This is a genomic window from Luteolibacter sp. (genome assembly GCF_039920825.1).
GTDB lineage: Bacteria > Verrucomicrobiota > Verrucomicrobiia > Verrucomicrobiales > Akkermansiaceae > Luteolibacter.
On record NZ_JBDSCX010000014.1, the window covers coordinates 34,954 to 61,887 of the forward strand.

The 26,934-nt window shown below is 59.8% G+C and carries 37 protein-coding genes; 12 read left to right on the forward strand and 25 right to left on the reverse strand.

Annotated elements, in window-relative coordinates; translation table 11 throughout:
* Positions 1-42: 42 nt before the first annotated feature.
* From ABIQ96_RS03280 to ABIQ96_RS03375, 20 genes are read right to left on the reverse strand one after another with little or no spacing between them, the layout of a single operon-like run.
* Positions 43-423, reverse strand: a complete 381-nt coding sequence (locus ABIQ96_RS03280; protein WP_348213117.1) for a hypothetical protein — start codon at positions 421-423, stop codon at positions 43-45.
* The gene (locus tag ABIQ96_RS03285; protein ID WP_348213118.1) at positions 420-602 is read right to left on the reverse strand and encodes a hypothetical protein; all 183 of its coding nucleotides are present in this window, start codon (positions 600-602) and stop codon (positions 420-422) included. The genes ABIQ96_RS03280 and ABIQ96_RS03285 overlap by 4 nt, the downstream gene beginning before the upstream one ends.
* Positions 599-2,188 carry a hypothetical protein gene (locus ABIQ96_RS03290; protein ID WP_348213119.1) on the reverse strand — a complete coding sequence of 530 codons (1,590 nt, stop codon included), beginning with the start codon at positions 2,186-2,188 and terminating at the stop codon, positions 599-601. Before ABIQ96_RS03290 ends, ABIQ96_RS03285 begins: the two co-directional genes overlap by 4 nt.
* Positions 2,189-2,207: 19 nt before the next feature.
* Entirely contained in the window at positions 2,208-2,513 is a 306-nt protein-coding gene (locus ABIQ96_RS03295) for a hypothetical protein (RefSeq protein WP_348213120.1), read from the reverse strand.
* 24 nt (positions 2,514-2,537) lie between these two features.
* Positions 2,538-2,771 carry a hypothetical protein gene (locus ABIQ96_RS03300; RefSeq protein ID WP_348213121.1) on the reverse strand — a complete coding sequence of 78 codons (234 nt, stop codon included), beginning with the start codon at positions 2,769-2,771 and terminating at the stop codon, positions 2,538-2,540.
* A 5-nt stretch (positions 2,772-2,776) separates the two neighbouring features.
* A complete protein-coding gene (locus tag ABIQ96_RS03305) occupies positions 2,777-3,034 on the reverse strand; it encodes a hypothetical protein (RefSeq protein ID WP_348213122.1) in 258 nt (85 codons plus the stop codon).
* Positions 3,035-3,039: 5 nt separating this feature from the next.
* Positions 3,040-3,231, reverse strand: coding sequence for a hypothetical protein (locus ABIQ96_RS03310; RefSeq protein ID WP_348213123.1), 192 nt, complete (start codon positions 3,229-3,231; stop codon positions 3,040-3,042).
* Positions 3,232-3,236: 5 nt separating this feature from the next.
* Positions 3,237-3,542, reverse strand: a complete 306-nt coding sequence (locus ABIQ96_RS03315) for a hypothetical protein (RefSeq protein WP_348213124.1) — start codon at positions 3,540-3,542, stop codon at positions 3,237-3,239.
* Positions 3,539-3,733 (reverse strand): hypothetical protein, encoded by a 195-nt coding sequence (locus tag ABIQ96_RS03320; protein ID WP_348213125.1) that lies wholly within the window; start codon positions 3,731-3,733, stop codon positions 3,539-3,541. The genes ABIQ96_RS03315 and ABIQ96_RS03320 overlap by 4 nt, the downstream gene beginning before the upstream one ends.
* Positions 3,730-4,236, reverse strand: a complete 507-nt coding sequence (locus ABIQ96_RS03325; protein ID WP_348213126.1) for a hypothetical protein — start codon at positions 4,234-4,236, stop codon at positions 3,730-3,732. The genes ABIQ96_RS03320 and ABIQ96_RS03325 overlap by 4 nt, the downstream gene beginning before the upstream one ends.
* 20 nt (positions 4,237-4,256) lie before the next feature.
* The gene (locus ABIQ96_RS03330) at positions 4,257-4,553 is read right to left on the reverse strand and encodes a hypothetical protein (protein ID WP_348213127.1); all 297 of its coding nucleotides are present in this window, start codon (positions 4,551-4,553) and stop codon (positions 4,257-4,259) included.
* 5 nt (positions 4,554-4,558) lie between these two features.
* Positions 4,559-4,762 carry a hypothetical protein gene (locus tag ABIQ96_RS03335; protein WP_348213128.1) on the reverse strand — a complete coding sequence of 68 codons (204 nt, stop codon included), beginning with the start codon at positions 4,760-4,762 and terminating at the stop codon, positions 4,559-4,561.
* Entirely contained in the window at positions 4,759-5,130 is a 372-nt protein-coding gene (locus tag ABIQ96_RS03340; RefSeq protein WP_348213129.1) for a hypothetical protein, read from the reverse strand. Before ABIQ96_RS03340 ends, ABIQ96_RS03335 begins: the two co-directional genes overlap by 4 nt.
* 27 nt (positions 5,131-5,157) lie before the next feature.
* A complete protein-coding gene (locus ABIQ96_RS03345; protein ID WP_348213130.1) occupies positions 5,158-5,709 on the reverse strand; it encodes a host-nuclease inhibitor Gam family protein in 552 nt (183 codons plus the stop codon).
* On the reverse strand, positions 5,706-5,936 hold the full coding sequence (locus ABIQ96_RS03350; protein ID WP_348213131.1) for a hypothetical protein: 231 nt from the start codon (positions 5,934-5,936) through the stop codon (positions 5,706-5,708). The genes ABIQ96_RS03345 and ABIQ96_RS03350 overlap by 4 nt, the downstream gene beginning before the upstream one ends.
* A gap of 7 nt (positions 5,937-5,943) precedes the next feature.
* Complete coding sequence (locus ABIQ96_RS03355) at positions 5,944-6,897, reverse strand: AAA family ATPase (RefSeq protein ID WP_348213132.1); 954 nt, start codon at positions 6,895-6,897, stop codon at positions 5,944-5,946.
* A 31-nt stretch (positions 6,898-6,928) separates the two neighbouring features.
* The gene (locus ABIQ96_RS03360) at positions 6,929-8,596 is read right to left on the reverse strand and encodes a hypothetical protein (protein WP_348213133.1); all 1,668 of its coding nucleotides are present in this window, start codon (positions 8,594-8,596) and stop codon (positions 6,929-6,931) included.
* Between the two features lie 8 nt (positions 8,597-8,604).
* Positions 8,605-8,796: a hypothetical protein gene (locus ABIQ96_RS03365; protein ID WP_348213134.1), complete on the reverse strand. Its 192-nt coding sequence runs from the start codon at positions 8,794-8,796 to the stop codon at positions 8,605-8,607.
* A gap of 47 nt (positions 8,797-8,843) precedes the next feature.
* Entirely contained in the window at positions 8,844-9,641 is a 798-nt protein-coding gene (locus ABIQ96_RS03370; RefSeq protein ID WP_348213135.1) for a hypothetical protein, read from the reverse strand.
* 11 nt (positions 9,642-9,652) lie between these two features.
* A complete protein-coding gene (locus ABIQ96_RS03375; protein ID WP_348213136.1) occupies positions 9,653-9,844 on the reverse strand; it encodes a hypothetical protein in 192 nt (63 codons plus the stop codon).
* A gap of 331 nt (positions 9,845-10,175) precedes the next feature.
* Between ABIQ96_RS03375 and ABIQ96_RS03380 the strand changes: the two genes are divergently transcribed.
* The 6 genes from ABIQ96_RS03380 to ABIQ96_RS03405 all read left to right on the forward strand — a co-directional run bounded on the left by ABIQ96_RS03380 (position 10,176) and on the right by ABIQ96_RS03405 (position 13,809).
* Positions 10,176-10,583 (forward strand): hypothetical protein, encoded by a 408-nt coding sequence (locus ABIQ96_RS03380; protein ID WP_348213137.1) that lies wholly within the window; start codon positions 10,176-10,178, stop codon positions 10,581-10,583.
* Entirely contained in the window at positions 10,580-10,804 is a 225-nt protein-coding gene (locus ABIQ96_RS03385; RefSeq protein ID WP_348213138.1) for a hypothetical protein, read from the forward strand. Before ABIQ96_RS03380 ends, ABIQ96_RS03385 begins: the two co-directional genes overlap by 4 nt.
* Positions 10,805-11,183: 379 nt before the next feature.
* Positions 11,184-12,179 carry an aldo/keto reductase gene (locus ABIQ96_RS03390; protein ID WP_348213139.1) on the forward strand — a complete coding sequence of 332 codons (996 nt, stop codon included), beginning with the start codon at positions 11,184-11,186 and terminating at the stop codon, positions 12,177-12,179.
* Positions 12,180-12,224: 45 nt separating this feature from the next.
* Positions 12,225-12,452 carry a tautomerase family protein gene (locus ABIQ96_RS03395; RefSeq protein WP_348213140.1) on the forward strand — a complete coding sequence of 76 codons (228 nt, stop codon included), beginning with the start codon at positions 12,225-12,227 and terminating at the stop codon, positions 12,450-12,452.
* A gap of 22 nt (positions 12,453-12,474) precedes the next feature.
* Complete coding sequence (locus ABIQ96_RS03400) at positions 12,475-12,876, forward strand: cupin domain-containing protein (protein ID WP_348213141.1); 402 nt, start codon at positions 12,475-12,477, stop codon at positions 12,874-12,876.
* Between the two features lie 222 nt (positions 12,877-13,098).
* Positions 13,099-13,809, forward strand: a complete 711-nt coding sequence (locus ABIQ96_RS03405) for a hypothetical protein (RefSeq protein WP_348213142.1) — start codon at positions 13,099-13,101, stop codon at positions 13,807-13,809.
* 60 nt (positions 13,810-13,869) lie between these two features.
* Here the strand turns inward: ABIQ96_RS03405 and ABIQ96_RS03410 are convergent, their stop codons facing one another.
* Both ABIQ96_RS03410 and ABIQ96_RS03415 read right to left on the reverse strand, forming a co-directional pair.
* Positions 13,870-14,655 (reverse strand): hypothetical protein, encoded by a 786-nt coding sequence (locus ABIQ96_RS03410; protein WP_348213143.1) that lies wholly within the window; start codon positions 14,653-14,655, stop codon positions 13,870-13,872.
* A gap of 151 nt (positions 14,656-14,806) precedes the next feature.
* Positions 14,807-15,334 carry a phosphopantothenoylcysteine decarboxylase gene (locus ABIQ96_RS03415; RefSeq protein WP_348213144.1) on the reverse strand — a complete coding sequence of 176 codons (528 nt, stop codon included), beginning with the start codon at positions 15,332-15,334 and terminating at the stop codon, positions 14,807-14,809.
* Positions 15,335-15,506: 172 nt separating this feature from the next.
* Here ABIQ96_RS03415 and ABIQ96_RS03420 point away from each other — a divergent pair, with 172 nt between their 5' ends.
* On the forward strand, positions 15,507-17,669 hold the full coding sequence (locus ABIQ96_RS03420) for a WD40 repeat domain-containing protein (RefSeq protein WP_348213145.1): 2,163 nt from the start codon (positions 15,507-15,509) through the stop codon (positions 17,667-17,669).
* A 14-nt stretch (positions 17,670-17,683) separates the two neighbouring features.
* On the opposite strand, the gene ABIQ96_RS03425 is transcribed toward ABIQ96_RS03420, so the two are convergent.
* On the reverse strand, positions 17,684-18,901 hold the full coding sequence (locus ABIQ96_RS03425; RefSeq protein ID WP_348213146.1) for a cysteine desulfurase: 1,218 nt from the start codon (positions 18,899-18,901) through the stop codon (positions 17,684-17,686).
* A gap of 137 nt (positions 18,902-19,038) precedes the next feature.
* On the opposite strand from ABIQ96_RS03425, the gene tatC reads away from it, so the two are divergent.
* From tatC to ABIQ96_RS03445, 4 genes are read left to right on the forward strand one after another with little or no spacing between them, the layout of a single operon-like run.
* On the forward strand, positions 19,039-20,388 hold the full coding sequence (gene tatC / locus ABIQ96_RS03430) for a twin-arginine translocase subunit TatC (RefSeq protein WP_348213147.1): 1,350 nt from the start codon (positions 19,039-19,041) through the stop codon (positions 20,386-20,388).
* Positions 20,389-20,409: 21 nt separating this feature from the next.
* On the forward strand, positions 20,410-21,264 hold the full coding sequence (locus ABIQ96_RS03435) for a hypothetical protein (protein ID WP_348213148.1): 855 nt from the start codon (positions 20,410-20,412) through the stop codon (positions 21,262-21,264).
* A 47-nt stretch (positions 21,265-21,311) separates the two neighbouring features.
* Positions 21,312-22,562, forward strand: coding sequence for an ATP-dependent Clp protease proteolytic subunit (locus tag ABIQ96_RS03440; protein ID WP_348213149.1), 1,251 nt, complete (start codon positions 21,312-21,314; stop codon positions 22,560-22,562).
* Positions 22,563-22,567: 5 nt separating this feature from the next.
* Entirely contained in the window at positions 22,568-23,350 is a 783-nt protein-coding gene (locus ABIQ96_RS03445) for an MBL fold metallo-hydrolase (protein ID WP_348213150.1), read from the forward strand.
* Positions 23,351-23,455: 105 nt separating this feature from the next.
* Here ABIQ96_RS03445 and ABIQ96_RS03450 read toward each other — a convergent pair whose 3' ends face one another.
* Positions 23,456-23,968, reverse strand: coding sequence for a gamma carbonic anhydrase family protein (locus tag ABIQ96_RS03450; protein WP_348213151.1), 513 nt, complete (start codon positions 23,966-23,968; stop codon positions 23,456-23,458).
* 94 nt (positions 23,969-24,062) lie between these two features.
* On the opposite strand from ABIQ96_RS03450, the gene ABIQ96_RS03455 reads away from it, so the two are divergent.
* Positions 24,063-24,356 carry a DUF6172 family protein gene (locus tag ABIQ96_RS03455; protein ID WP_348213152.1) on the forward strand — a complete coding sequence of 98 codons (294 nt, stop codon included), beginning with the start codon at positions 24,063-24,065 and terminating at the stop codon, positions 24,354-24,356.
* A 32-nt stretch (positions 24,357-24,388) separates the two neighbouring features.
* On the opposite strand, the gene ABIQ96_RS03460 is transcribed toward ABIQ96_RS03455, so the two are convergent.
* On the reverse strand, positions 24,389-26,881 hold the full coding sequence (locus ABIQ96_RS03460; RefSeq protein ID WP_348213153.1) for a hypothetical protein: 2,493 nt from the start codon (positions 26,879-26,881) through the stop codon (positions 24,389-24,391).
* Positions 26,882-26,934 lie beyond the last annotated feature (53 nt).

Consider the following 26,934-nt stretch of genomic DNA (forward strand, 5'->3'; position numbering starts at 1 on the left):
TGGCCTAACGGACAAAGCGGCGGCGGCAGCAGTGGTGCGGTGTCAGATATCGGCGGGGGTGGTGATTCCAGGCAGTTCGCCGGCGGGAGCGTCCGGCTTTTTCGCGCGCAGGCGGCGGCCTTCGATGTAGGCGGCGCGGCGCACTTCATTCCAGAAGGCGGGATCCGCCTCGGTCTTGGCGATGAGCTCCTCGACCTCGCCGGGGTAGTAGAAAATCAGCCAGGGCGTGGGCTTGGATTCGCGGATGATCCCGGCCTCCGCCATGCGGCGCAGGGTCTTGGTGGAAATGCCGGTCCACTTGGAGACCTGTGCGGCGGTGCCACGCTGCACCGGCTTGCCCGGCTTGAGCAGGGTTTCGTTTCCGGCGAGGCGCAGCACGATCGTCGGCGTGTACCATGGGGCGTCGATGGTGGGCTCGCTCATGGTTGTTCCTCCTTGTTAGGGCGGGACATGTAGCCATCCCACGCGGCCTGCCAATCCCACGCGCCGCGGGAATCCTTGGTCGGGGTGATGCCTTCTTTTTCACACCAGGCGAGCATCTGCTCGTCGGTGCCGAAGTGGGGATCCGCGATTTCGACGGGTGGTGGTTCGTTGTCGTTCATGGCCAGGGATAGAGGATTTTCGCACAGGTGAGGAATGCCTCGCGCCACAGGAACGAGCCGTCCGGAGCGGCGTGATTCCAGTTCTTCGCAAGCTCCGCGGCGGCGGCGAGTTTTTCAAGATGGCGGGTGACGACTTCCAGCCCTTCCGGAGTGGATTCCCACGGATAGATGCGGGCGGCGTATTCGCTGCCGTCCGCGTCGAGCCAGTGGTCGCGCATGCCCATGATGCGGGAGTCGTTCCACGGCCGCAGCCGCACGCTGGTCTCGCCGGCGGTGCGCGCGGCGTAATAAGCGGCGATCTCGTCGCGGAACTCCTGCGGACCGTGGTCGTGCGTCCAGTGCATCAGCTCGTGGAAAATGGTCTGCCGGGCGACGGCCGGATCCTGCAAGCCGAGGTGCGCCAGCTTGAGGACCTGCGTGCCCTTGTTATAGGAACCGGCGGCCGTGCCGGAGGTCCGCACGACCTGGATGGTGATTTGCGGAAGCTGCTTGACCAGCGCGGGCGGCAGGAACTCGACCAGGTCGTTCATCGTCTGATTGATGAACTTGCGGGTGACGGTTCCCTTGCGCTGCGCGCCGGTGACCTTGAGAATCTTCGCGGTGCCTTTGGCCGGGCTCGCCTGCTTGAGCCCGTCGACGAGCTGTTGCGCATCCGCCGCGGTGGCGACGCGCGCCGGATCATCCAGGCCAATCCTCGCGAGCAAAGCAGTGAGACCGCCCGGCGTGGCGACAGGCAGCGCGGCCGGTGCCGGTGCCGCCGGAATGACGGCCGGCGGCGGTGTCAGCCGACCCCCGGCGAGGGTGCCGCCGGTGACCCGCCGCAGCGCCGCGGCGATGTCGCTGTCGAAATCCCGGATGCCGGCGGATAGACCGTCGTTAAAATCCTTGGCGATCGGTTTCACCACGTCGCCTTCCTTCATGACGCCGGCGGCGATCGCTTCATCCAGATCCCCGTCCTCCACACCGACGCCGGAGCCGTAGCCCCATGGGCCCCACGGCACGCCGAAGTCATGGTTCAGCGAGATCCAATAGGTTAGATCGTCCTTGCGGCGGAGAATGCCGAGCGCGGCCTCATGATAGGCGCGCGGTGCCATCACCGGCCGCACGCGAATCATCCGCTGCACCGGAAACACCGCGAGGATCGCCGGGTCCTGGCCTTGCAGCCAATAGCCATGCTCCTGCGCGCTTTCCGTCTGCGTGTCGAAAATAAGTTGCAGCCGGCGGATGGAACGGATGTCCGTGAGGTCGTTCTCGCCGATCTCCGGATTGATCCGGCCAGTCACCGGATCCACCTTGCCGAGACCCTCGCGGATCGCCAGCTCGCGCATGTCCGCCACGAACTCGGCGCGGCCTTGAGCGACCAGGCCGCCATTCTCCATCCGGTTCTGCGACAGAAAATCCGTGAGATAATCCCGCATCCCCTGCAACACCCGCGCGGACTCGACCCGTGAGGAAAAGAACGCCCGCTCCCGCAGCGCCACCGGCACGCGGCCCCACTGCGCGCTATCGGCCGCGGACGGCACGATGTTGCGCGCGGCGAACTTGGCAAGCGCCTCGGCGAACGGGATGGGGGTGGTGAAGAGCATGGGAAAAAACTGCTAGTGTTCAGAGTTTTTCAATCTCAATCTCGTCTTCGTCCGGAGTCCAGATCTCGAAACCCGTGATCGTGATGCCGTGCTCGGCGGTCAAAGGACACCAACCCTCATCATCGCTTGGTAGGCGGCGATTGAGGAGAATGAAGCTGCCCAGTTGTTTCAGCCACGCGAGGTTGTAGTCACCATCACTGGCGGCGAGCCGGTCCTCAGCGCCGGACCAGAAATCGACCATGTCCTTGATCGGTGCAATGTCGCTGTCGATTTCCACAATCGCGAGCGACGTGAAATCATATTCGAGTTGATATTTTTTAGCCATGTTCGTTTTGTTGTTAGGAGATTTTCAGATGCGCCCGTAGCCGTAGGTCCTTTTCCAAGCGCCTGCCTTGACCGGTTTGATTTCTCCTATCTCACGGAAATTCAGCATCATCCTCGCCTTGCGGCGGCAGGCAGTCTCGCTGCCGAGCCAGTGCTTGACCACGGATGGCTTGCGGCTGTTGAAGGCAAAGTGGACTTCAACCTCATGGCCGACGATTTTTTCGTCGTCTGAGAAATCGGTTGTGCGGGAGCGGTTCATGGCGGTTAGCGGACGACGTGGAGTTGAAACTGCCGCGGCTTGGACTTGCGACGGAAGGTGCGGTCGAGCCATTGGCCGATCTCGCGGGAGAATTGAATCTGGAGGCTGGCGAAGGTCTCATTGTCCGACCCCGTCCAGCCGTAGGGTTCAAGGAGAAACCCTTCATCTTCGATGATGTCTTCGCAGATCTCGATTTCACGGCGGGTCAGCACCTTGCGGGAGGTGCCGAGAATGGCGCGGGCGATTTTCTGCTCTTCGGTCATGGTCGTTAGATCGTTTCCCCCGCTTCCCAGGCGGCGCGGGCTTCTTGTTCGGTGGTTTTGGAGCGGGTGACCGGCCAGACGGGACAGTTGATTTCATTGGAGCAACCGACGAAAAACTGTCCCGGCTTGGAGCGATCCGGGCAAAGGCGCGCATCGGCACCGCAGGAGGGACAGGGGGTAAGAGTTGGGGTTTCCATGGCGGTCAGAGTTGGAGAAAAGTTTGCCGCGGTGCGGCGGTGCGGTGGTGATTCGCCGCGACTTCGGTCACCGGCACGGCTTGATAGATTCCCTCGCGCTTCATGCGGCCGGTGCATTTCACGAAGCCGAGGACGGCGAGCTCGGAAACGCGCGGGCGGACGGTTAGCAGGCCGATGCCGGTACCGTCGGCGATGGCGGTGGTGGTGGACGGCCCGCTCTTGAACAACCAGTTCCAGATCTCCTCGCGCGCGCCCTGCAGGCCGCTGCGGATTTCTTCCCAGGTCATGTCGCGCGGGTCGGTGGTGTTCATGGTTTGAACGGGACGATTTTACGGCAGGCCTCGGCATCGCCGGTCTTGGTGAGGAGATCGGCGATCTTGAACTTCACGGAAGCGAGCTCCGCGGTGACGGTGTCGCGGCCACGGCAGCGAGGTTGGCGCATGCGAGTGTTGAGGGACTCGCGGACGCGGACGAGGCTGATGATTTGCTGTGCGATGGTCATTTGGCTTTCCTCCCGTTGATGGTGTAGAACAGGCACCAGAGCTGCTTGGCGCTGGCTTCTTCCAGGTTCACCTTGAACTGCGCGCGGCAGATGGAGGCGGCGTAGGAGGGATTGAGATTCTTTTTCGTTAGGGCCTCGGTGAGCTTGTGCATCGCCACGCGGCGTTTGTTGTCGCCGCTGCGGAGTTGCGTGGAGAACGCCTTTTCCGGCTGGCCGGCGAGGTCCTCGAAGGCGCTCTTGATGTCCGCCCAATCGTCATGCACGGCCTCGGAGATCCGGCGGCCGCAGGCTTTCACGGAGATCTGCTGGCGCCAGGCGTCGAGATCGAGCTTCTTGAGGGACACTCCCTGCACCACCGCGGCCTTGCGGGCGAGGATGGAGAGCGCGGCTTTCTCGCCCTTCGTCAGCGGCTTCCAGCCGCCATCCGGGCACTTCGCGTCCTCCGCGTGACGCGCGGTGGCGATCGGCTTGAGGCGAGGCTTGGTGAGGATGTAGGTGCGCATGGTGGGAGAGTTGCTAGAGTTCAGTTTTCAGTTTTCAGGGAAGAGGCGGCGGGCGTATTTTCACAGGCACTGCAAAGGTCATCACCGACCCAATGACAGGGCTGGCCGGTCCTTTCGATGCAGTCGGTGCAGTCCTCATCCGTGCAGCCGCACACCCGGCAGCTCCGCACGATCTCAGCAGCGAACACCATCACCCCGTCGGCGAGTGGCTCTATGGGCGCGACGACCTGACAGACTCCCCCCTCCGGCATGGAGACGTAGATCTTGAAGTCGTCGGGCAGAGCGGCGGTTGCCGCGCGAAAGGTGGCAAGATCCATGGCGGTTAGAGCTTCGGGGTTTTCTTGCTGTGGTCGCGGTTGCAGGAGGCGTAGCCTTCCCAAAACCACTCATGCCGCGCGGTCTTGGCGGAACGGGCGAGATAGATGGCGGTGGCGAACACGCCGACGGCGAGGCCGACGAGCGCGGCGAACAGGATCCAGGCACCCGGATCACTGGTGGCGGCGGCGAGCAGGAGGAGCGCTTTCATGATCCGGCGTTGATGAAGGGTTTCACCACCGGCAGGCCGGCGAGCTGGCGGGCGACGCCGGCATTGATTTGCAACCGGCGTTGAATGGCGGTGATGGCGGTGCCGAACTCACGGTGGAGTTTCTCAGCCGCACCATCGCCACGGGCGAAGGCGGACATCTCCATGGAGCGGTGATATTCGAGCACCGGCACCGCGCCGGCGATGAGTGCTTCGAGCTGCTCGATATAGCAGCCGGCGAATGGCTTTTCCGGGGCGGTCACCGCGACGGGAAACTCAGCGAAGGCCGAGACTTTCCCGCCCTGGTCGCGGAACCGCTGGATGTCCGGCGCGGGCAGCGGCGGGGCGGCGTAGTGGTCTGGATGAGGCATGTTCGTGTGGTGTTAGAGGTGGGAATTTCAGGCGGTGGCATGCACGGCATCGGCGGACTCGACGGCCTTTTTCACGGCCTTGCCGAGATCGACCTTGGCGGGCGTCACGGTGCATTTGTCCGAGGTCACCCGGGTGATCTTGAACTCGGCGAGCTCGCCGTCGGTCAGGGTTTCCAGCGCTTCCAGGTTCAGGAACTTGCGCGGCCGCAGATAGACGGCGTGGCTCTCGCCCTTGAGCTCGATGAGAGCAATGGTGAACTCCTCGTTCGGCACGTCCAACTTGGTCGCGGAGCGGTAGCCGATGGAGCCGTAAGGCGTCTTGAGCGTCTTAACCTCCGTGAACCACTCCGGATGCGCGTTGGTGACGGCCTTGATGGCGGCCTCGGTCTCGGAGATCTCGGTCTGCAGGATGGCATACTCGTCGCGGTGGCGGTCCATGATTTCGGTCCACTCCATCTGGGTGGAGATTTCCAGCGCGGCGAGCTGGCTGCTGGCGTCGGTGAGGCGCGCGAGGTCATCGACGAGAGTCCGATAGGTCTCCGCGTCGGGAATGGTGATTGATTTCAGTTTGGCACTCATGCGGTGTGTGTGGTGGTGGGATTGGATGGAGGAGTCGGAGTTTTCGGGCGGCCGGCCATGAGCCGGGAACGGATGTCGAGCGCGTGGTCGAGCCGGTCCGCCCATGCGGACTTCTTGTCCGGTGCGGCATCGGCCTGTGCGGCGCGGGAAAGGCGGAGGATTTCATCGCACTCGGCAATGAGCTGCTCGCGCGGGCTGAGATTGGTAGTGGCGGGATCGACAGGCATGGCGGTGTTAGGCTTGCATGATGGTTTTGATGTCCTTCTCGACGCGCTCGACGGCGCGCGGGAGGTCGTCGGCATCTTCGGGGTTCGCCTCGTCGAAGATGCGGATCACGGTATCCATGCGGTAGTGGCGGTTCGCACAGGAGGCGATGGCGGGCGCGGCCTGGCCGAGGTGGAGCTCCGGATAGAGACCGGAATGGATGGCCATGACATCGGCACTGGAGACCTGGCCAATGTGAATGATGGCGACGGCGCGGCGCAGGAACTGCCGCGTCTGCTCGCTGTGGATCGCGGCCATGCGGGCGAGGTGACCTGGCAGCGTGTAGCAGTTCAGCGCGCAGGCGGTTTCGTTGAGAACGGCTTTCCAGAAGTCGATGAGCTTGCGGGAAAAGTGGTTCGCCTCGTCGAGAATCAGCAGGCACGGGCTGGCCTTGAGCGTGGCCAGGAGAACACTCTCCGCCTCGCCCTCGGAGCGGAACTCCTGCGCCAGACCGATGGCGGCGGCGATGTCCACCAGGCTGCGGAAATAGGATTTCTCCCAGCTCGGCTTGGCGTGGAAATAGTGACCGCCGAACTCGGCGTGAATGATCTCGGCGAGGGTGGACTTCCCGGAGCCCCAACAGCCGGACACGACGACGAGCTTGTGCTCATCCTTCGCGGCCGCGGCGATGGTCACCGCATCGCGGGCGGCCTGGATGTGGTCGAAGATGACCTTGCCGTCCTGGACGACGACCTCGCCGCCGGTGCGATAGTTCGCCAGGGCGCGCTTCACGGCGGACAGCGCCTTCGTCGGCGAGCCGGAGAAGGTGCCGGATTTGATTTTTCCCCAGGACGAGCCGGAGTAGTCGAGCTTCACGGACTTCGCGAAATCATTGTCGGCGAGGCCGAGGGATTTCTGAATCTCGTGGAGCTCGACGACGGCGGGTGCCATGGTGAGCGGGTTTTTTTCAAGGGTAGCTGTCATGTTCGTTCGTGTGTGTATCGGGCTGAGAATTTTACCAGTTAGGCACTTGGTTGCGGGCGGCGGCGGCCTTGCGGCTGAGGCTGCGCAGACCCTCGGCGGAGGTCCGGCCGCCGGACGCTGGCGGGACAGGCACCCCCCCGGATGCCCGATCGACCGCCAGCCGTCCCGCGGCCGAGAAAATTTCAGCGCCACTGTTGGATGTCCGTGGTTCGTGGTCCGGCGCGGGAGCAACCCCGCGTTCACCACTGCCCGCGGCTTGATCAATGCCGCTCCGCTGAGAATTGATTTCGATCCGCATGGATCCGCCGACGCCACGGCCTTCGACGATGCGTTTCTTGGTGCCGACGATGCACCGCAGCTCGCTCATCATGGTCTTGCGGATGGCCGTGGCCATTTCCACGTCCGCGTCCCGACTCTGGCCGAACGTCGCCTGGCAACGGACGGTGCCGAGCATCTTGCGCGTTTTCGGACAGGCGACGGTAGCGTCGATCGGCCATTCGCCGAGGGGATCGAAGTAAAGATCCACCTGGCGGCCGAGATGCTCCCACAGCCAAGGCGCGGAGAAATGGAGAGGCATTGAAACACCCAACGGACCGACGGCTTGGCAGGCGACGGATCCTCCGCGCGAGACGGTGAGACGGCGGCGCTCCGGGCTCATCACCCACGAGTCGGCGGGATTTCGATAGGACAGCGGCCGGTTGGCGATGTCCGCTTCCCAGCGCTCCTGCGGAACCCAATTTCCATAGATCCGGGAACGGACCTCGCGGGTGTTCATCCACTCGAAGGTTTCCATCAGCGCGTCCTGGCCGGTCTCCATGCACAGGAAATGGTCGCGCGGATCCTTGGTGCCGGCGCGGCAGGCGAGGTAAAGCGCGTTTTCCTCCAACTTCTCGCCACGGCGGCGGCCGACATCGCCGAGATGCACGGAATCCCGGGTCTGCATGGCCCCGAACCAGCGCTCGATGAGCTTCTGATTTGGCCGGCCTTTCGCGGAAACATAGCGGCCGGCGAGGGTGGCGAGCATCTGCTCGGACTGCCAGACGCCGCCCTCGACCACCCACCGGCTCGACATGTCGCCGAAACCGGCCATGCCAACCTCGCGCTCGGTTTGGAAAACGAGGCTCGCGGCATCCGTGGCCCGGTAGGACTGCTCGAAACGGAAAACCGACTTCACGGCGACGAGCGTGCCGCTGGCATCGTCATGCACGGCGAGTGTCTGCCAGCGGCCGAGCTTCACGGCGAACTTGTCGGAGCATTTGCAGCCGCCCCATGGCCAGTGAATCCACGTCGGAACATTCCGCGTGAGGTCATCGACGGAAAATTGCTCGCCCGCATAGAGCCGGCGGTTCTCGCTCCAGTGGATCCGCATGCTGCCGGCGACGTACGGCCCCTCGGACCGGAGACGCTTGGATCCGCCGCGTTTCGCGCCGACGAGCGGCCGGGCGCGGCGCATCGTTTCCAGCGCGTCCACGCACAAGCGGGTGGCGACCCGCCGATTCACCACCGTCCAAGCATGCTCCGCGCCGATTTCCTTCTCGGTGAAAAGCACCCACGCCATTTCCATGCTGCCCTCGCACTCGGTCCGGTTGGTGGACAGATAGATCTTCGCCAGGGCGACGCGTTGGTCGTTGGTGAGAACGACAGCACGCGGGCGGCCACGAGAGATGCTAGAGCGGAGATCGAAAGCGGCGCGTTTCATAGATGGATTCAGTTGGTTAGTTCCACCAAACAGGCGGCGACGACTTGGGAGAGAAGCTTGCGATAGAGCCTGCGGGCATGCGGGCACTCCGGAGATTTGGAAGATTCCAGCGCCTTGAGCAGATCTCTGGCGCGATCTACGGATAGGCCTTCAAGAGCCAGGGACTCAGAAAGTCCGACTTGGCTGAAATCGCGTCTCATGCGGCGGCGAGAGGCATGGAAATCAATGGCTGTTTTTCTCATGATCGTTATTTTTTGGAGACAGGCAGGAACTCGGCAGGCATCCCGCGTTGGATTTCCTTCCAGTCTGCTAGAAGCAGGTCCTTCGCGTCCTGGTCATAACCATCCCAGCCGGACAGCCCGTTTTTAAGAGTGGTGAAAGCCTTGGGAAGCAAGCCGATCGGGCGACGGGTCAACTCATCGAAATCGAGATAGACCGGATCTTTCCGATCCTTGTCCTTGGTCGATGCGGCACCGGCTAGAGCGCGGATCGCCTGGACCCAAGTAAGTTGGCCCGCGGCGACGCGTTCGAGAATTTGCTCTGCGAGTTCCTCGCCGCTCTCCGCGCGGCCGATAATTTCATCTTGCCGGTGATCCTCGCCACCCAACGTGCCAGAACCGATTACCAGCCGACGAAGGCTGGTGCCCTTGGCGATTTCCCCTAGCCCGTCCTGAAGCTGCTTCCATTCGCTATGCTGGTCGGGCGTCGGGAAGGTCTCGGTCTCGTAGCCAAACAGCTTTTTTGAAGCCACCAGAGTGGCATTCATCCAGCGGTACGCCGTGGTTTTAGATAGCCCGATTTCGACAAGGGCCGCCTCGAATCCAATCAACGTGCCATGTGGGACGTTGATCGACTTTCGGTCTCCGCCTTGGCCGGCAGACGTGTTTGCATGCAACCAGATCAGTCGCATGCCGGCATGGAGCGCATGCATGCACCCTTTCCGGAGTGCGGCCTCGGCATCGCGAACGTGCGCAGAGGCCTCTTTGATCATTTGAGCTTCGATCGTATTGCTGACGATTGAGCCGGTGGGGATTGGGGATTTCATGTGGGGTAAATTCAGGCTGGGCCTTCGGAGAAGGCGGGCGGTGCGGGGGTTTCCGCTTTCACGATGTTGATGGCGCGTGTCAGGCCGGCAGCGGTGCCACGGTGCGTCGCGGCGGACTCGGTGTTGTGGCGCGCCTTGTGCCAAGCCGCCCATTCCAGCTGGTGGTCGCGTTCGGCTTCGAGCTTCGTGATCAGGTCGCTCATTTCGTCACCTCCTCAAGGTTGACGAGTTCACGGTAGCGAGCCGTGAGGCGGCGGCTTTGGCGGTGCCCATGGAGGACACGTGACAAATGCTCGCGCGTGACTCCTAATTTCTTCGCGGCCGCTTGAACTGTGATCCGCGTTGACGAAATAGGCTCTGTCGTGTCTTTTTCTGGTCCGTGACTGGTCACGCAAGACAAATCGTAGTTTTCGGAGTCTGATGCAAGGAAAATCGGAGCCGCAATCGGAGTTTTCGGAAAGAACAGAGGGTCTTTCCAAGAAATTGGGGGTCCGTGTCTCCGATTTGCCCGCAAAGATAGGGATTTCGGAGTCGATGTTTTTCGCATATCGGAGCGGCAAGCAGCCGATTTCCGCGAAAGCGTGGCGTAAATTAGAGGCCGTCGAGCGGGCTGCCGGCACCGGATCGGCCCCACTTCATCCCCAGGGCGAAAATGGCCCGGTTTCCAATCCTGCCAGCTCGGAAAGTGTATTAAATGACGCACAAGTTGAATATCGGGCGGCACCCTACGCGATAAATACGCAACCCCAGGCCTTGGCAAATTTCCGCCAGGAGATGGAGGCAATGCGGGCCAAGCTCGACGCACTGGAAATTCCTTTCCGAATGTCCGCCCTCAAGGATCTCATGGAGCCTTTCAATGCCTGGCCGCCGGCGGGCGATGATCTGGAAATGACCCACGCCGCACTTTTCGAGAAATACCTCCGAAAGGAATCCGACCAATGAAATCCAAACTCAAAGCCTGCACCGCCTGCGGCGGCCAGATCGCGAAATCAGCGACCACCTGTCCCCACTGCGGGAAAAGCTCCACCTCGGTCGCGCGCATCGGCCTGGTGATCATCCTGACGCTTTTGGTCGTCTGGGTCGCGAGCCGGTATTTCACCAGCTACCAATCCGACAACGCCGAACTCGACCGCATGGAGCAGCAGATCCGGAACGGCCATTGACCGAGCACCTCCGCCGACACCTGGCGGACCGTCCGCCGGCACCCCGCCGCGTTCATTCCGAGCGCGGCGTTTTTTTTATTTCAGACCCTTCCTGTGAGCCTGTGGGGAACCCTTTTCCTATCAACACACCTCACACGTCGGCCTGTCGTCGTCTCCCGTGCCCCAATCCTTGCATTTCCTAGGCCTGCACGCTCCCTCCCTATCTCATTCCACCTGGTTCCACCCTATTCCAGATATATTGTTGTTCGTGGTAGATCGGGCCAACGTTTTCCCGCAGGATCGCGACAGGCTGAGCACGATCCCTAAAGCAGCGTGGTGCGAGGTGTGCCATCTTCCACCCGTCCTGAGTCGTTCAGGCGCACAAACAAGAATTGGAAAAATGAAAAAGCGCAAACTTGGAAACAGCGGTCTGGAAGTCTCAGCCATGGGACTGGGCTGCATGGGCATGAGCTGGTCCTACGGTCCGGCCAAAGACAAACAGGAGATGGTCTCGCTTCTCCGCGCCGCCGTGGAACGGGGCGTCACCTTCTTCGACACCGCGGAAGTTTATGGACCGCTCGTGAACGAGGAACTTTTGGGTGAAGCCCTCGCGCCGTTCAACGGTCGGCTGGTGATCGCCACCAAGTTCGGTTGGGAACCCAAGCCCGGCGATACGGATCGATGGAGTGCCTTGAACAGCCGGCCGGAGCACATCAAACAGGCTGTCGAAGGATCGCTCAAGCGACTCAAGGTGGACGCGATCGATTTGCTCTATCAGCATCGCGTGGACCCGGATGTGCCCATCGAAGAGGTGGCGGGCGCGGTGAAGGAATTGATTCAAGCGGGTAAAGTGAAACACTTCGGTCTATCGGAAGCAGGAGCGCAGACGATCCGCCGCGCACACGCCGTCCAGCCGGTCACCGCGCTGCAAAGCGAATACTCGCTGTGGTTCCGTGAACCCGAGGTCGATATTTTGCCGACTCTGGAGGAGTTGGGCATCGGCTTCGTTCCTTTCAGCCCGCTCGGTAAGGGCTTTCTAACTGGAAAGATCAACGAGACCACCCAGTTCGACGTCACCGATTTCCGCAACTCCGTGCCCCGTCTCACACCCGAAGCCAGGAAGGCGAACCAAGTCGTGATCGACCTGCTCGCTTCCACCGCCACCCGCTTGCACGCGACGCCCGCCCAGGTCGCCCTCGCCTGGCTCCTCGCGCAAAAGCCGTGGATCGTGCCGATCCCGGGAACAACCCAGTTGAACCGCCTCGACGAAAACATCGGCAGCGTGTCCCTCGAACTCTCGCCGGACGACTTGCGCGACATCAATGAAGCCATCGCGAAAATCACGGTCCAAGGCGCGCGCTACTCGGAACAACACCAAAAGCTCGTCGGCCGCTGAGCGGTGGATCATGTCAGTAACAACAAGCTCCAACTTCAGAAAACCATGCCTCACGTCATCGTGAAACTCTGGCCGGGAAAAACCGATGATCAGAAAAACCGGCTCGCTGCGGCCATCACTAGGAATGTGACTCACGTTCTGAACTATGGTGACGAAGCGGTCTCCGTTGCGTTTGAGGAAATCAGCCCACAGGATTGGGCGGATAAGGTTTACCGGGCGGACATTCTCCGCCGCCCGGAACAGCTCTACAAACAACCGGGCTACACCCTGTAAAAACAGCTAACCGAAATAACATATGAACATCACACGAATAGGCTCACAGCATTCAAACAAAGGCCCGGCTGACTGGTTCAGCGGAACCGTCCGAATCGACCCGTTATTTCAAGCGCCCGCACCGGCACGTGTGGCCGGTGCCAGCGTCACCTTCGAGCCCGGTGCCCGGACGGCATGGCACACCCATCCGCTCGGACAGACATTGATCGTCACCGCGGGCTCTGGCCGGGCCCAGCGCGAGGGAGGTCCGATTGAGGAAATCCATCCCGGTGACGTGGTCTGGTTTCCACCCGGTGAAAAACACTGGCACGGCGCTTCGCCCAGTACGGCCATGACACACATCGCCGTTCAAGAAGCACTCGACGGCGAGGTCGTGGACTGGCTGGAACACGTCAGCGACGAACAATACGAAGCAAGCCAGTGACCTCGAATAATATCATAGAACCACGGATGAACGCGGATGAACACTGATGGAAGATGCGGCGAATCCGGCGAATAAGAATTTCTTATCTGTGTCCATCCGTGTCCATCCGCGATTCGGATTGTTTCCCCAGCCGTCTTGCTCAAATCGCGCCATGCGCAGACACAATCCAGGAAACTTTGTTTCGCCGCGAGGCGGGATGATGTGATTTGTTCCCGCTCGAGAATGACACATTCAGCCAAACCCTTCGACCATCCGCGCATCAAAGTGGTGGGTAGTTTCCACGAACTGCTCACCACACCTTTCGCTAACGGAGTGAACGCCCTCTGCTGGCCACGGGTGCTCACCGGAAATTTCGCGGAAGTGGTAGAACTCTTGGGAACCGGCGAAGGGATCGTTTCCCTAGATGAGAAATTGCTCCGGAACCTGCCGTTGAGCGAGGCCGGACGGCTGGCGGTCGAGGTGATGTTGGAAGACCAACGCTTGCTGCGAGAGCAGGACCTCGATCCGGAGATCAACTGCATCCACGGCTACCCCCGCGAAGAAACTCCGGGTCCCGTGGCCACCGATGTCATGTCCTTCCACGTCGACAGCGCCACCGCCGAGGCCGATACTTGGCTCTGCACCTATCACGGTGCACCGAGCGAGGGATTGCCCAACGAGGAGGCGTGCATGAGGACCGAAATTCCCGAAACCCGCGCCGAACTGCAGCGACTTTACGGCGGCCGGGATGACGAAGACTTCCGCGACTACCTGGCGGAAAACTGTTATGACCTGCATTACGCTCCCCTGCCCCACGCAAAACCCTATTCCTTCGGTGTGGGAAATCTCTGGCGCATCGCCACCGATTGGCCCGGCAGCCCGGTGCCGCCGTGTATCCATCGTGCTCCGGAAACGCGGTCCGGCGATGCGGTGAGACTGCTGCTGATCAGTTGAGCAAAGACAGACAATTTACTTTCCAGCGCGTGAGTCACCTGACATAGTAGCATCCTTCCTCTATTCTTTCCGCTTACTGAAACTGCGAAGGTCTTGAGCCAGCGGAGCAGCAGCTTGCACTTTGGTTGCTACGAAAGTTTTGTCCTTTTTATGATACTCGATTCCAATCCCTACTAAGTAGGGCCGACCGACGAGCCTCTCTCTCATATCAATTTCGACTCTCCAGACTCCTCCTCCACTCATCCCATAAGGCGGTGGAACATAAAAATCCCCTCCTCCGGGAGCAGGAACCTTCTCGTATGGAAATTCAATTGAAAAATGATGGTTTGGCGTTTTGTCCACCCCGTTGACAGAATCAACGATGCCGATCTCACCTGTTATTAATGCTGTCGCTCTAGACGGCAGGCCTAAAGCTGGAGGGCGCCGGCGATTTCTCGAAGCCGGATATCCAGCAATTAGATAGTGTATGCCGGGTGTGCGCGGCATAGTCGTCCTAACATCTTCAGGACTACAAAACAAATGCCTTTTCTGAAGATCTTCAGCGCAATTTTCATCCAGGGCAATGACCGCTATATCAAGATCTGGTGACTTTCCGGGCGAGTATTCCCATGCGATCCTACATTCGGTCAGCGCATGCGGCTTGTTCTCACCATAGACAAACAGCGGAAGCGGCTTCCCATTTTGAAAGCAGCAATGGGTCGCGGTAATCAGGAAAAAAAAGCCATTATCCTGAAACGGCACAGCCGAAGACGCCAAAAAGGGGCGACCTCGCTGATCAAACGAATACAGCGGAATAACTCGCCGATATACAGTTTCTATAAAAAGTTTAATTGGAATCCACAGCATTATTTAATTCCTTATCAAGATTCAAAAAAATAAGCACTATCGCTCAAACACAAGGCACGCATGATCCCAGCAATCAGTTATTTGCAATCTCTATTAGCTTGAGGAACTCTAGGAGGTATTGACAGGATTCAAATTTATACCGCGCGTCCACCTAATCCAAAATTTGCCCTAGAATCTCCTCTACCGCAGCCAATCTCCCAGTCCCTTCATATCCACACGCCAGATCCCCCTCCGCCGGCCCGACAAAGCGGCAGCCGTCTTCCTTCAGCCGCTCGACATTCCGCTGGTTCGCGGGGTGGAGCCACATTTTCCCGTTCATCGCCGGGGCGATGAGGACGGGGGTGGTCCGTGGGAGAGCCATGTAGATCGAGGACAGCGGGTCAGGTGAAAGGCCATTGGCGAATTGGCCGATGATGTTGGCGCTGGCGGGGGCGACGATGAACAAGTCCGCTTGGTCGGCGAGTTCGATGTGGCCGGGTTTCCACGATTGTTTCTCGTCCTCCAGCGAAACGAGCACCGGTTGTCTCGTTAGCGTCTGGAGTGTGAGCGGGGTGATGAATTCCGTGGCGGCGCGGGTCATGACGACGTGGACTTCGTGGCCTTGTTTGACCAATTGCGACGCGAGGTCGGCTGCCTTGTAGGCGGCGATGGAGCCGGAGATGCCGAGGACGATGTTCATGAAAATTTCCGCACCGGAAGAGGCGCTGGGTTTGGACTTACTACGAGATCACCGGTTTGTCACGGGTTGGGGTGTTTCTCCAGCGGATTTGCGGTTGTCTGGCGGTTTGCGGGAGTATTGATTGGAATCAATCCGGGAGGTTTTAACGCCCTCCCCGGCCTTTTCCCTCACCATGAACCTCTCCTCCACCTTCCGTGCGACTTTTGCGATTCTCGTAGCTTCCGGATTGCAGGCCGGGGCGGCGCTGGAAAACCGGGTGGAGTCGCTCGGGCCATTGAAGCGCTATGATCCCTACGCGGACTCCCCTCAGTTTCTCGTGAAAACCCATGGCAATCCCAGACTCGGATTATTGTCGGCAGCCGGGGATCGGCTCCAGCGGGTATCCGATAGAAACTGGTATCTGGAGTTGAACGGTTGTATGGCCCGGATGGAACCGGACTACAAAACCGGCGAGGTGGTGCTCAAGGAGGTCATCGACATCTCCCGGCAATGGTGCGTCTCTTCGGACGGCAAACTGATCTTCGGCAGCCGGTCGTCGGAGAAACATGGACAGATCAACGAGTGCTTTGATCTCGCAACCGGTGAGTCGAAATGGACCTTCGAGAAAACCCTGAATGCCATGGCGACCTGCTTCACTCCCGATGGAAGCCAGGTCGCGATCCTTCACAAGTCGCCCAATCCCCAGCCGAAGATCCCACCGGGCACTCGCCCTGAATCGCTGAATTTTGACAGTATCCGGAAAATGACTCCGCCGGTATCCGCAGAGGTGTCATGGTATGATGCGAAATCCGGCGAACTGGCGCGGCGCGTCGTCATTCCGGGAAGTTCGGGCGGTTCCAGCGGCGCGTTTCTGGCATTTTCAGGCGATCGGCTCTATGTGGCACGGCCCGGTGATGATACCGGCGGAGAATGTTTCGTCATCAAAGTCGGAGCCACCGAACCTGAAAAAATCGAGGTCGAAGCACTCGGCGGCGAAGAGGAGACCCGCGTGGCGGTTGGCGGCCTCCACGGCGAGTTCGTGACGTTCTACAGCGACAACAACGTGGTGCTCTTCCGTCAGGAAGCGGACGGCGCTCTAACTAAATTGGACGAACTGGAGCTTGAAGGAACTTCTGAGGGAAATTCCTACGATTGGTCCGCGCGGTTCACACCGGACGGAACCCAGCTGGTGATCTCCAGTTGTTGGAAGGCGATTTTCATTCCCACCGGCGGATCGGCGGGAGCGGAGCACAAGGAGTTTCTCCAGAGCTCGCATCTATCGGATTTCTCGGAGGACGGAAAATTTTTCGTCTCGTTCAACGACGGCGGCGGAAAGGTGCGCAATGCCACGTCCTGGGAAGTGGTGGAGAGTTTCGATTCCAAAATCCATCCGCCGCACTGCTGCCCGATCACCGAGGCCGGATTCTCGATGAGCGGGAACTACATCGTGTCCTGCGACGAGGTGCGGCTGTTGTTGTGGTCGAAGGACGGCGTGGAATTGGCCGAGCTCTATTCCGCCAGGACCGATGCCAACCAAGCCGTCCGGATGCAGTCACCGGTCATTCTGGAGGACCAGGGAAAAATTTACGCTGCCGACGGATACGACTTCCTCGTGTGGGATCTGGAAGCGCTTCACAAAAGACTTTCGCGCAAGCCCGATAACATTCCCCGGGTGAAGGGCGAGGTTGTGTTCAGGGATCGCAAGCAGGAAAACAAATCTCCGGAGCTAATGAACATCCGCATCGATGCGAAGGGTGAAAACATCATCACCGCCACGCGGAGCGTCGTGCGCTACCGGCCGCTGGAGGCATCCGCTCCCATCGTGGTGCCCGTGCCGAAGGATGATATTTTCATGAACCCGCGCTCCTTTATGGCGGGAACCAGTGACTCTTCGGTCATTGTCTGTGTCGGGTATGACAGCTTCCGCCTGGATCTGGCAGGCAAGGAGCAGCCGGTGACGCTCGGCCGAAGCATCATCGCGTCCGGCTTCACAGACAGCCTGGTGTTCAGTGTCAACGCCGGCGCGAGAGGCGGCGTGTTCCAATCCTATCCGCCCGGAAATCCCAAGGAAACCACCGATATCGTTTCGCTGTCGGACAATTGGTATCTCCGTCCCGAGAATGCCATGCTGAGTCCTGACCGCCGGTGGATCGTCCTCATCCCCGGCATCCTGAACAACAAGGGCTCGACTCTCGCCGTCATCGATGTTGCGAAGCGGCAGATGATTCACTCCCAGCCACTGAGCTGGAGGGCCACCTCGCTTTCCCTTTCGGAAGATGGCAAACGTCTGCTGGTGGGATCGGCGAACCGCGCCGTTTACGAATTCGACTTTCAGAAGATGACTGAAAGCAAATAACGGTCCGGGCGCATCTAACGAAGCATGCCGACAGCCTTCCGCGTGGCGGTGGCGAGGGCTTCGACATCGCTTTGGGAATTATAAAGGGCGAACGATGCCCTAACGGTGCCGGTGATGCCGAAGCGGGCCATCAGCGGCTGGCAGCAGTGGTGTCCGGTTCTGACAGCCACACCCATTTGATCAAGCAGCGTGCCGAGGTCGTAGTGGTGGACACCTTCGACATTGAAGGAAAGCGCGCCCGCCCGATCATCGGGGCCGTAGAAACGAATGCCGGGAATGTCGAACAGCGCCTCGGCAGCGGAGCGGATGATTTCGCGCTCGTGCTTCTGGATGGCAGCCAGTCCGATGCCGTTCACGAAGTCGAGCGCGGCGGCCAGGGCGATCGCACCTTCGATGTTAGGAGTGCCGGCCTCGTATTTGAAGGGCAGCTCGTTGTAGGTGGTTTTTTCAAAAGTCACCTCCTTGATCATCTCGCCACCGCCGCGCCAGGGCGGGAGGGAATTCAAAACATCGGCGCGGCCCCACAGGACGCCGATGCCGGTCGGGGCGTACACCTTGTGGCCTGATAGGGCGAGGAAATCGATGCCGAGCGCCTGCACGTCGATCCGCATGTGGGCGGTGGCCTGGGCGGCGTCGATCATGACGAGCGCTCCGACGCTTTTCGCGGCTTTCGTCATTTCCGCGATGGGATTGACGGTGCCGAACGAGTTGGAGATCCACGTCACCGAGAGGATTTTCGTCCGCTCGTTGAGCAGGGAAAGGAAGGCTGTCTGGTCGAGCGTGCCGGTTTCATCGCACGGGATGATTTTCAGGATCGCGCCGGTGCGCTCGCAGAGCATTTGCCACGGGACGATGTTCGAGTGGTGCTCCAGCGTGGAAATGAGGATTTCGTCGCCGGGTTGGATCCGGCCGGAAAGCGAAAGGATGTTGGCGACGAGGTTGATGCCGTCCGTAGTGCCGGCGGTGAAAATCACCTCGTCGGACGTTGCCGCATTGAGGTGGTCGGCGACGGTTTGGCGGGCTTTTTCAAATTTCTCCGTCGCGAGCCGCGCCAGATGGTGGGTGCCGCGGTGGATGTTGGAATTGATGGCCTCGTAGTAATGCCGGGACGCGAGCAGGACCGCCATCGGCTTCTGCGTTGTGGCGGCATTGTCCAGATAAACAAGCGGGCGGCCTTGGATCATCTGATCCAGGATCGGAAATTCGGCAATCAGCGCTTCGTGGGAAAACATAGAGAAAAATGACCGGAACCGGAGCCCCGCGCGAAGGTGGGACATGTCCGGCATTGCCGCAACGTCAGAATTCCCCGGTAAAAACATCTGCCCTTGCGGTCAGGGGGTTGCGAGGCTTGAATCCCGCCCCCACAAGCATGTACCTGCTGAAAAAAGCCATCCAGCTCCGCGAGAATTCCCATCCGGACCACGAAAAACCGTTTCTCGAACACCTGGAGGACTTGCGGACGATGATCACCCGGATCGTGATCACACTGGTGATCGCGATGCTGGCCTGCTTCGTCTTCAACAAGAAGATCATGGATTTCTTCCGGCTACCGGTGGACCAGGTCCTCATCACCCAAATCCAGGCGACGCTGCCCAAGGATGCGCCACGCCCCCTGACGGTGGATCTCTGGGGCGAGGCCCGCAAGGTGGAACATGCGGCGATGAACCTGGTGCCGGAGCAGCGCGAGGTTTTCTATCAAACCATCGGCAACAACACGCTCGTTTTCCACGCGAAGTCCATCGGCGTGTTGAGGGCGGCGACGGTATTACCGGAAGCGAAGCGTGAAAAGTTCGTTGATTCCCTGGCGGAAACCCCGGAGTTCAAACAACAGGTTAAGGCGCTGCTCAAATCGAAACCTAACACGGACAGCGACGCCCAAGGCAATCTCAAGATGATGTCCGCCCTCAAGCCGACCGAGGGATTCATGCTGTCGATGAAGCTGTCGTTCGTCGCCGGCATCGTCGTGTCGTTTCCGCTGCTGCTGTTGTTCGTCCTGCAATTCGTCCTGCCGGGCATGCACAGCCATGAGAAGCGCGTCCTGTGGCCGGCCATGTCGATCGGTTTCGGACTCTTTCTCGCTGGCAGCGCGTTCGCCTACTATCTGGTGCTGCCGAAAACGCTGCTGTTTTTCTATCAGTGGAGCGGCGACATGGGCATCTCCAACGACTGGCGGATCGGCGAATACATTTCCTTCGCCACTCAATTCACGCTGTTGTTCGGCGCTTCGTTCGAACTTCCGGTGGTCGTGATGGTGTTCGTGAAATTGGGGCTGCTCAGCTACGAAACGATGTCCAAGACGCGTTCCTATGCAATTGTCGCCATCTTCATCGCCGCCGCCGTGCTCACGCCGACACCGGACATCCCGACGATGCTGCTGATGGCCGCGCCGATGATCGTCCTCTACGAAATCTGCATCTGGCTCGCCTTTTTCGACCGCAAGAAAGCCAGGATCCGCGAAGAACAGGAAGCCCGTGAAAGCGCCGAGCGAATGCTGCTCAACGAGGAAAGACGTCGTGCGGCCGCCGAAATAAACGATCCCCATGACGCGGGATGGCATGACGATGACCATCATCACATCGAAGAATCCGGTGACGACGGGTGGCATGATGATGAATATCCTCCGAAGGATCCTCCTGTTAGCGACGAACTGCCGAAACTCGAGGACGAGAAACCCCACGACATCCCGGAGGACGAGGAGCGCCGCCGCATGGACCCGTGACCCCATTTTCCTGATTGCCCGATGACCCAATCCCAGCCTGACAAAGACCTCAGCGCCCGCTCGCCATTCGCCGGTTGCGCCATCCTCATCGCCGCGATGGTGGTAATGACTTTCCTCATCGGCTTCTCTGTCCTAACGCTTTTCAGGCAGTTCAATGAGATCGCGAAATTCACCGGAGAAAAACCGGTGACGATCGAGGTCACGCCGCTGGAAAACAAGGAGCCGGAACTCAACAATCTCGCCGAACGGGTCGAGACATTCCGCCAGGGACTTGCCGGGGATTACATCTCCACGTTGTCCCTATCAGCCGATGACGTGAACCTCGCGATCGCCAGCTACGACGCATTCAAGGAACTCCGTGGAACCTTCCGCGTCACCGGTATCGAGGGAGACCAGTTGCGCATCGCGATTTCATTTCCTCTCAACGGCCGTCCCCGGCTCACCAAGGAAGGCGAGAAGGGCTGGATCGCATCCGACTCGCGCTATCTGAACGCCACCATGATCGCCAGTCCGCGGTTTTACAAAGACGAGGTGCTGCTCGCCATCGACAGGATCGAGGTTCCCGGCGTGACGGTGCCTCAGGAATTCATCGACCAGATGTCGCCCTATCGAATCACCGAACGCTACCTAACCGACAAGGAGATCGGTCCGGCGATGAAGAAGTTCACCCGCCTTGAGATTTCCGACGGCAAGATCGTCATTACCCGAAATCCCAAGGAAACCCCTGTCGATTCGATCACCGACAAGGAGGTGGACGCTGGGGCGACCCGGCTTTTCACCACCATTGGCATCGCCGCCTGTGCGTTTCTCGGTTTCGCCGGGATCATTGTTCTCCTCGGAGTCCGTGCGAAGGCCCGCAAGGCCCGGAATTCCTAGATTTTTCGAAACAAAGGGCTATTCTCACGCCGTTCTACACAGGTCCTATGAAAATCTCCCACACCCGCACCGCCATCATTGGCTTGGCCTTGGCAACATGGCTTCCGGCGCAAACAGCCACGTCCGCCGAAGCCGTCGCTCCTCCAGCGGCACCCGCCACCCCAGCCAAGGATCCCGTTCTGGAAGCAAAATCCAAGGAACAGGAAGCCCTTGCCACCGACAACAAGCTCGAAGCCGAGCGCCTCGTCCAGGCCACCAACGCCATGCGGTCCGAGGTCACCCGCCTGAAACTGGAGCGTGAACTTCTGACCGAAAAACTCGCGCTGGAGTCGGCCAAGCGCCAGTCCGCCCTACAGGACGAACTCGCCAAGCTGGAAGCCGAGAAGGAAAGACTCACCGAGGAAAGCGAACTTTCCAAAATCAAGGCGGAGAAACTTACCAACGATCTCAAGACCGCCCAGACCGAGGCAGCCCTTGAAATTACCCGGCTCCAAGGCGACATCGCCCGCATCGAGACCACCGACAAGCGCTCGAAATTCGCGGATGCCAAACCGGTTTTCTTGAAAAACCCGCTCAAGGAAAACGGCATGCTGGTCATTTCCGACCGCCGGATTCCGCTCAACGGACTCATCACCGCGAACACCGCGGACTTCATTTCCAACCGCATCCAATACTGGAATAACAAGGACCGCGAGCTGCCCATCTTCATCGTCATCGACGCCAGCCCCGGCGGCTCCGTCATGGCGGGCTATCGCATCCTCAAGGCCATGGAATCCAGCGACGCTCCGGTTCATGTCGTGGTGAAATCCTTCGCCGCTTCGATGGCCGCCGCCATCACCACGCTCGCCAAGGAATCCTACGCCTATCCGAATGCGGTGATCCTCCATCACCAGATCAGCTCCGTCGTCATGGGCCAGCTCAACCTCACAGAACAACGCGAGTTCCACGAGGAAAGCGAACGCTGGTGGCAGCGGTTAGGCACGCCGGTCGCCACGAAAATGGGAATCACTCCCGACGAGTTCATCAAGAAAATGTATGCCCATTCGTCCAACGGCGACTGGAGTGAATTCGGAGAGCAGGCGAAGGAGTTGAAATGGGTCGATCATGTCGTCACCGGCATCGACGAAACCTCGTTCACCAGGGATCCGGACGCCGTGGATCCCTCAGCCGCCGCGAAACAAGCCGCTCAAACCGAAGAGATCGATTCGTCCGGCAAGCCATTCGTCTGGTTGCCGCATTTGAATTCAAAGGACGTCTATTTCATCAACAACCCGGACGGCTACTACCGGACGCGCTGATCGGAATGTTAGAAGACGATTTCACCTACGTGATTCGCAAAGCCTTCAAAGGCCTCGCCCTGGCACCGGGCGAGGCCGCTTTGCGTGCGGGACTTCCCGAAAGCGAGGTGATGTCGTTCTCGCGCGGGAATTTCTCGCAGGAAACCGCCCGTCGTCTTGCGCCGGTGTTGGGACTTAATCCCGAGGCGCTCGCGAAGCACGACCATTACCTTCCCAAGCCCATCAACATGCCGGAAATCCACCGGCTCGACTTGCCGTTCCGTGAGGAGCGGGTGAACGCCTGGCTCGTCCGGACCAATGACCAGACGATTCTGTTCGATACCGGCTACGAACCCGAATCCTGCGTGTGGGCCCTCGACTCAATCAGCGCTCCCGTTCTCGATCAGATTTTCATCACCCACGGGCACCGGGATCATATCGGCGGAATTCAATCATTCATCAAACGGGGAAATATTCCTTACGGATCAAAGATCGATGGTTCCTGGCCCATGAGTCCTGGCGAGTCGATCCGCTGCGGATCGCTCGTCATCCGCGCGTGCGATCTATCCGGCCATTTCACGCCGACGCTCGGTTTTCATATCGTTGGACTGGCATCTCCCGTCCTCGTCACCGGCGACGCCCTCTTCGCCGGCTCCATGGGTGGGTGTGAAACGCCCGCTCTCTATCAGCATGCGTTGCACCGGCTGCACGAAGTCCTCTCTCCCCTGCCGGATGAAACGGTTCTACTACCCGGCCACGGCCCCGCCACGACTCTTGGTGAGGAACGGAAAAGTAACCCGTTCCTATAAGGGGCGTGGACGTCTCGTCCGCGAAGCCAATGGGAGGCGAAAGGAAAAGCGCGAAGCTCCAGACTTGCTCCTCTCATTGGCAGGTGGACGAGGCGTCCACCCTCCCTATTTCCGGTCCAGATATTTCCGAGAACCCAGCACATACTTATCCGCCCAGCTTCGGATCTTCAACTGCTCGTCCAGCGGAAGCGTCCGCACCACTTTTCCCGGCGAACCCAGAACCAGCGAGCCCGGTGGAATGATTGTCCCACCCGTCACCAACGCGCCGGCTCCGATGATCGAGCGTTCGCCGATCACCGCACCGTCGAGAATGATCGCTCCCATGCCAACGAGCACCTCGTCCTTCACCGTGCACGCATGAAGAATCGCCGAGTGCCCCACGGTCACTAATTCGCCGACATAACAGCCGTAGTCGTCCGCCAAATGGATCACCACGTTATCCTGCACGTTCGACCGCGCACCGATCACGATTTCATTGATGTCTCCGCGCAGCGTCGCTTGATACCAGACGCTCGTCTCCTCGTGCAGAGTCACTCGCCCGATCACATCCGCACTCGCGGCGATGAACGCGCTTTCATGAATCGTCGGAGAAATGCCGGCAAAGGTCTCAATAGCCATGCCGGAGATTAATTCACTTCACCCTGATCATTCACTCCAAAAAATCCGGACTTATCCTAGACAAAGGACCGCCCGCTGGACACAAGCGGGTGCCATGAAAAAGACATTTCCCCTCACCTCGCCGAGCCACCAGCCGGCGCGCGTCGTCGAGCAGATCAAAAGCGACGTCCGGAAATACGTGAAGCGCGAACGGAAAAAAGCCCTGCCCGAAGGCGTCGATTTCTGGGATTTCAACTGCAAGGTCGGCCAAGGCGAAGCAACTCCGGAAACGAAGCATCTCGAGGAAATCGTCCCTGCGATCGATCAAGCGGCCGCAAGCCAGTGCTCCTCGGTTTACATCGAGATCCTGGCGACACCCGGACACCGGACGAGCAAGGGCGGAGCCTGAGTTTCCGGCATCCCGAGCCACAGGCTTGGAAATCAGGGCTGCCCGACCAGACCGACGCTCACCAGGAATGGGGTCGTTGCCTGAGTCTTGAGTTTTTCGGACAGGTCCTCGGTGAAATCCTCCAAAAACGTTCCATCAAGAACCGAGCCGGCGGAGGATGAGCCGCCGCTATTACCCAGAGGATGAGTGCCGATCAAGCCTCCACTGTGCCAGCCCCAGGAGCTGTCTTTCGCAGGATATTCTCCCGACACGATATGGACGACGAGGATGACTCCTGTGAGATCAGCCTCACGAACCGCCTCGACATGAAGTCCCCGCACGCCCGGGCATTCGTGGGTCGCAAACCATCTCAGCAGCCCGGGAATCGTATCCGCCGCGAATGCTGATCCTTCCAACCCGTGGATTCGATCCGTTAATTTGCCGCCGACCGGCTTTCCCGCAGGTCCGACCTCGATGCCGGTGATTTTGAGGGCGTCCGTTTCATCCAACTTCGGGCCCGGTCCGGGTGGAAACGGCAGGGTTTTCGTCCCGTGAGCGCCGCTCCATTGATTGGCTGCGGTGAAGCGCTCCATGTCGCGCTGGCGGCGGCCCGCCTTGGCGGAGAAGGCATATACGGAAGGTGCGATGCAGTTCAACGACCACAACGCGAAGTCACAGATCCGCGGATTTTCGTAACTGAAATCACCAATGGATCCGCTCGACCCGTATCGGGCGGCGGGATCCTCCAGCGCATGAGCCAGCAACCTGATGGCAATCTCGTCGGCTTCCGCAGAAGGAGCCCTCGTTTTGATCACGGGGTTCCACGACGGCACCGGCTTCAGCCCCATGCCTTCGCCGAGTTCCCGGACGATTTCAAACCGATCCGAATCGGAGCGCTGGTCCCAATTCTCCACCAATCCCCGCATCGCGACGTCGTCCCTGCTGGCGATCAGCAATTTCACCATGATTTCAAAATCGCCGGAGTCGCCATCGCGTCGGGTCAGGGGGAATCGTTGCCACTCCCGGATCACGAACGGCAGCGCGGCCGGGTGATTCTGATTGAACAACTGGACTGCGGCGGAGAGGCGTGTGCCCAGCGACAGGTTTCCGTTGAGCCATTTGAGAAGCTGCCCGCTGGCCGCCGGTGAACCGAGGGCTCCCAAGGGCTCGATGAACTCATCAATCAGGTTCTCCTTCGTCGCATTGGCAGCCCCGCGAAGGACCGTACTTTCCACCGCATCCGGGGCCACTGTCCTCAGTTTCGCCAACAAGGACCTCGGTGATTTTTCTCCGGATGAGATCGCGTCCACCAGTGATCCGATCCCGCCCTTCTGTTGGAATTTCGCCCACCATTGTCTGGGGAGTTTTTGCTTCGCCGCCACTTCCTCCTCGCGGGGCATGTGATCGGAAGTCCGTGTCCATTGCTGGAATGATTCCCCGGTGATCCTTTCCAGAATCCGCATCGCACACTCCCCGATGGTCAACACATCATGAGAAAACCGGAAATCACGCGCATATCCGACTGAGCGAGAAAAACGTTCATCGCCGATGGCTTCGATCAATTGGGGCACGGCGTTGTATCCGATCTTGAGCAGTTGATGGGCGGGAGAAACACCATCACGGCCCCTAAAGCCGTCGAAAATATCACACCCTCCAGGCTGCATGTCTTGATGACCGTTCTGATCACGCAGCCGATAGATCCATTCCGCGATCCGCTGTTCCTCGGGCAGTTTCGACAACGCCTCGTCCGAGATCAACGGATGTTCCTGATCTTCGACGACCATTCTTTCCAACAGAGCCACCGTTTGAATCGCCCGATCATGATAGGGACTGGCCGGATAGTTTTTCACGATCCTGTGGAAGGATTCCAGAAGTTCGGCGCGAGGAACCAGCGGGGCTCCCGGTCCGTCTTCGAAGTTGTCTCCAAACTGGATCATCGCGGTCCAGATCGCCGCCTCGCCTAACTGAATTTCGAGAACCTGCCGCATGCCGGGAACCGACCCCGTATTTCCACCGGTCGAACGGGCGTCAAACGGCAGGCGACTCGCGGCATCAAACAATTCCCCGGCAATTTCATTCTCGCCCTTCCGCCAACACACATAGCCGGTGAAGAACACCGCGGCGGCGGGACCGAGTCTCAATCCAAAATGTCCATATCCGCGCTTCGGCGGATTCTTCAATTCCTCGAGGTCCTGGCGCGCCTTGTCGATGAACGACCGTTCCTCGAAACCCACCCATTTCAAATCGCTCCGCTTCATTTCGTTTCTCTTGAAAAATTGGCGGGTCAGGTCCGGCCTCAGCACCCGGAAATGGTCATCCGCATCTTCAATCACGAAACCATCCGTCGTGGCCACATGGAGGGGCTCGGAAGCATCGTCCCCGGCTCTGCCCAGCGACACCTGCACCCATTTTGCCTCCTTCACATCCGGATACCCAAGACTAGAAAACCACTCGAAACACGTCCGGGCCTCGTCGCTGACCTGCCCTGCGGCAGGCAACCGGACCACAGTCAGGAAAAACACCAAAACGATCCAAGGGACATTCACGAAACATCCCTACCTCGGACGGGAGCAGCGGCCAACATGATAAAACAGCCACC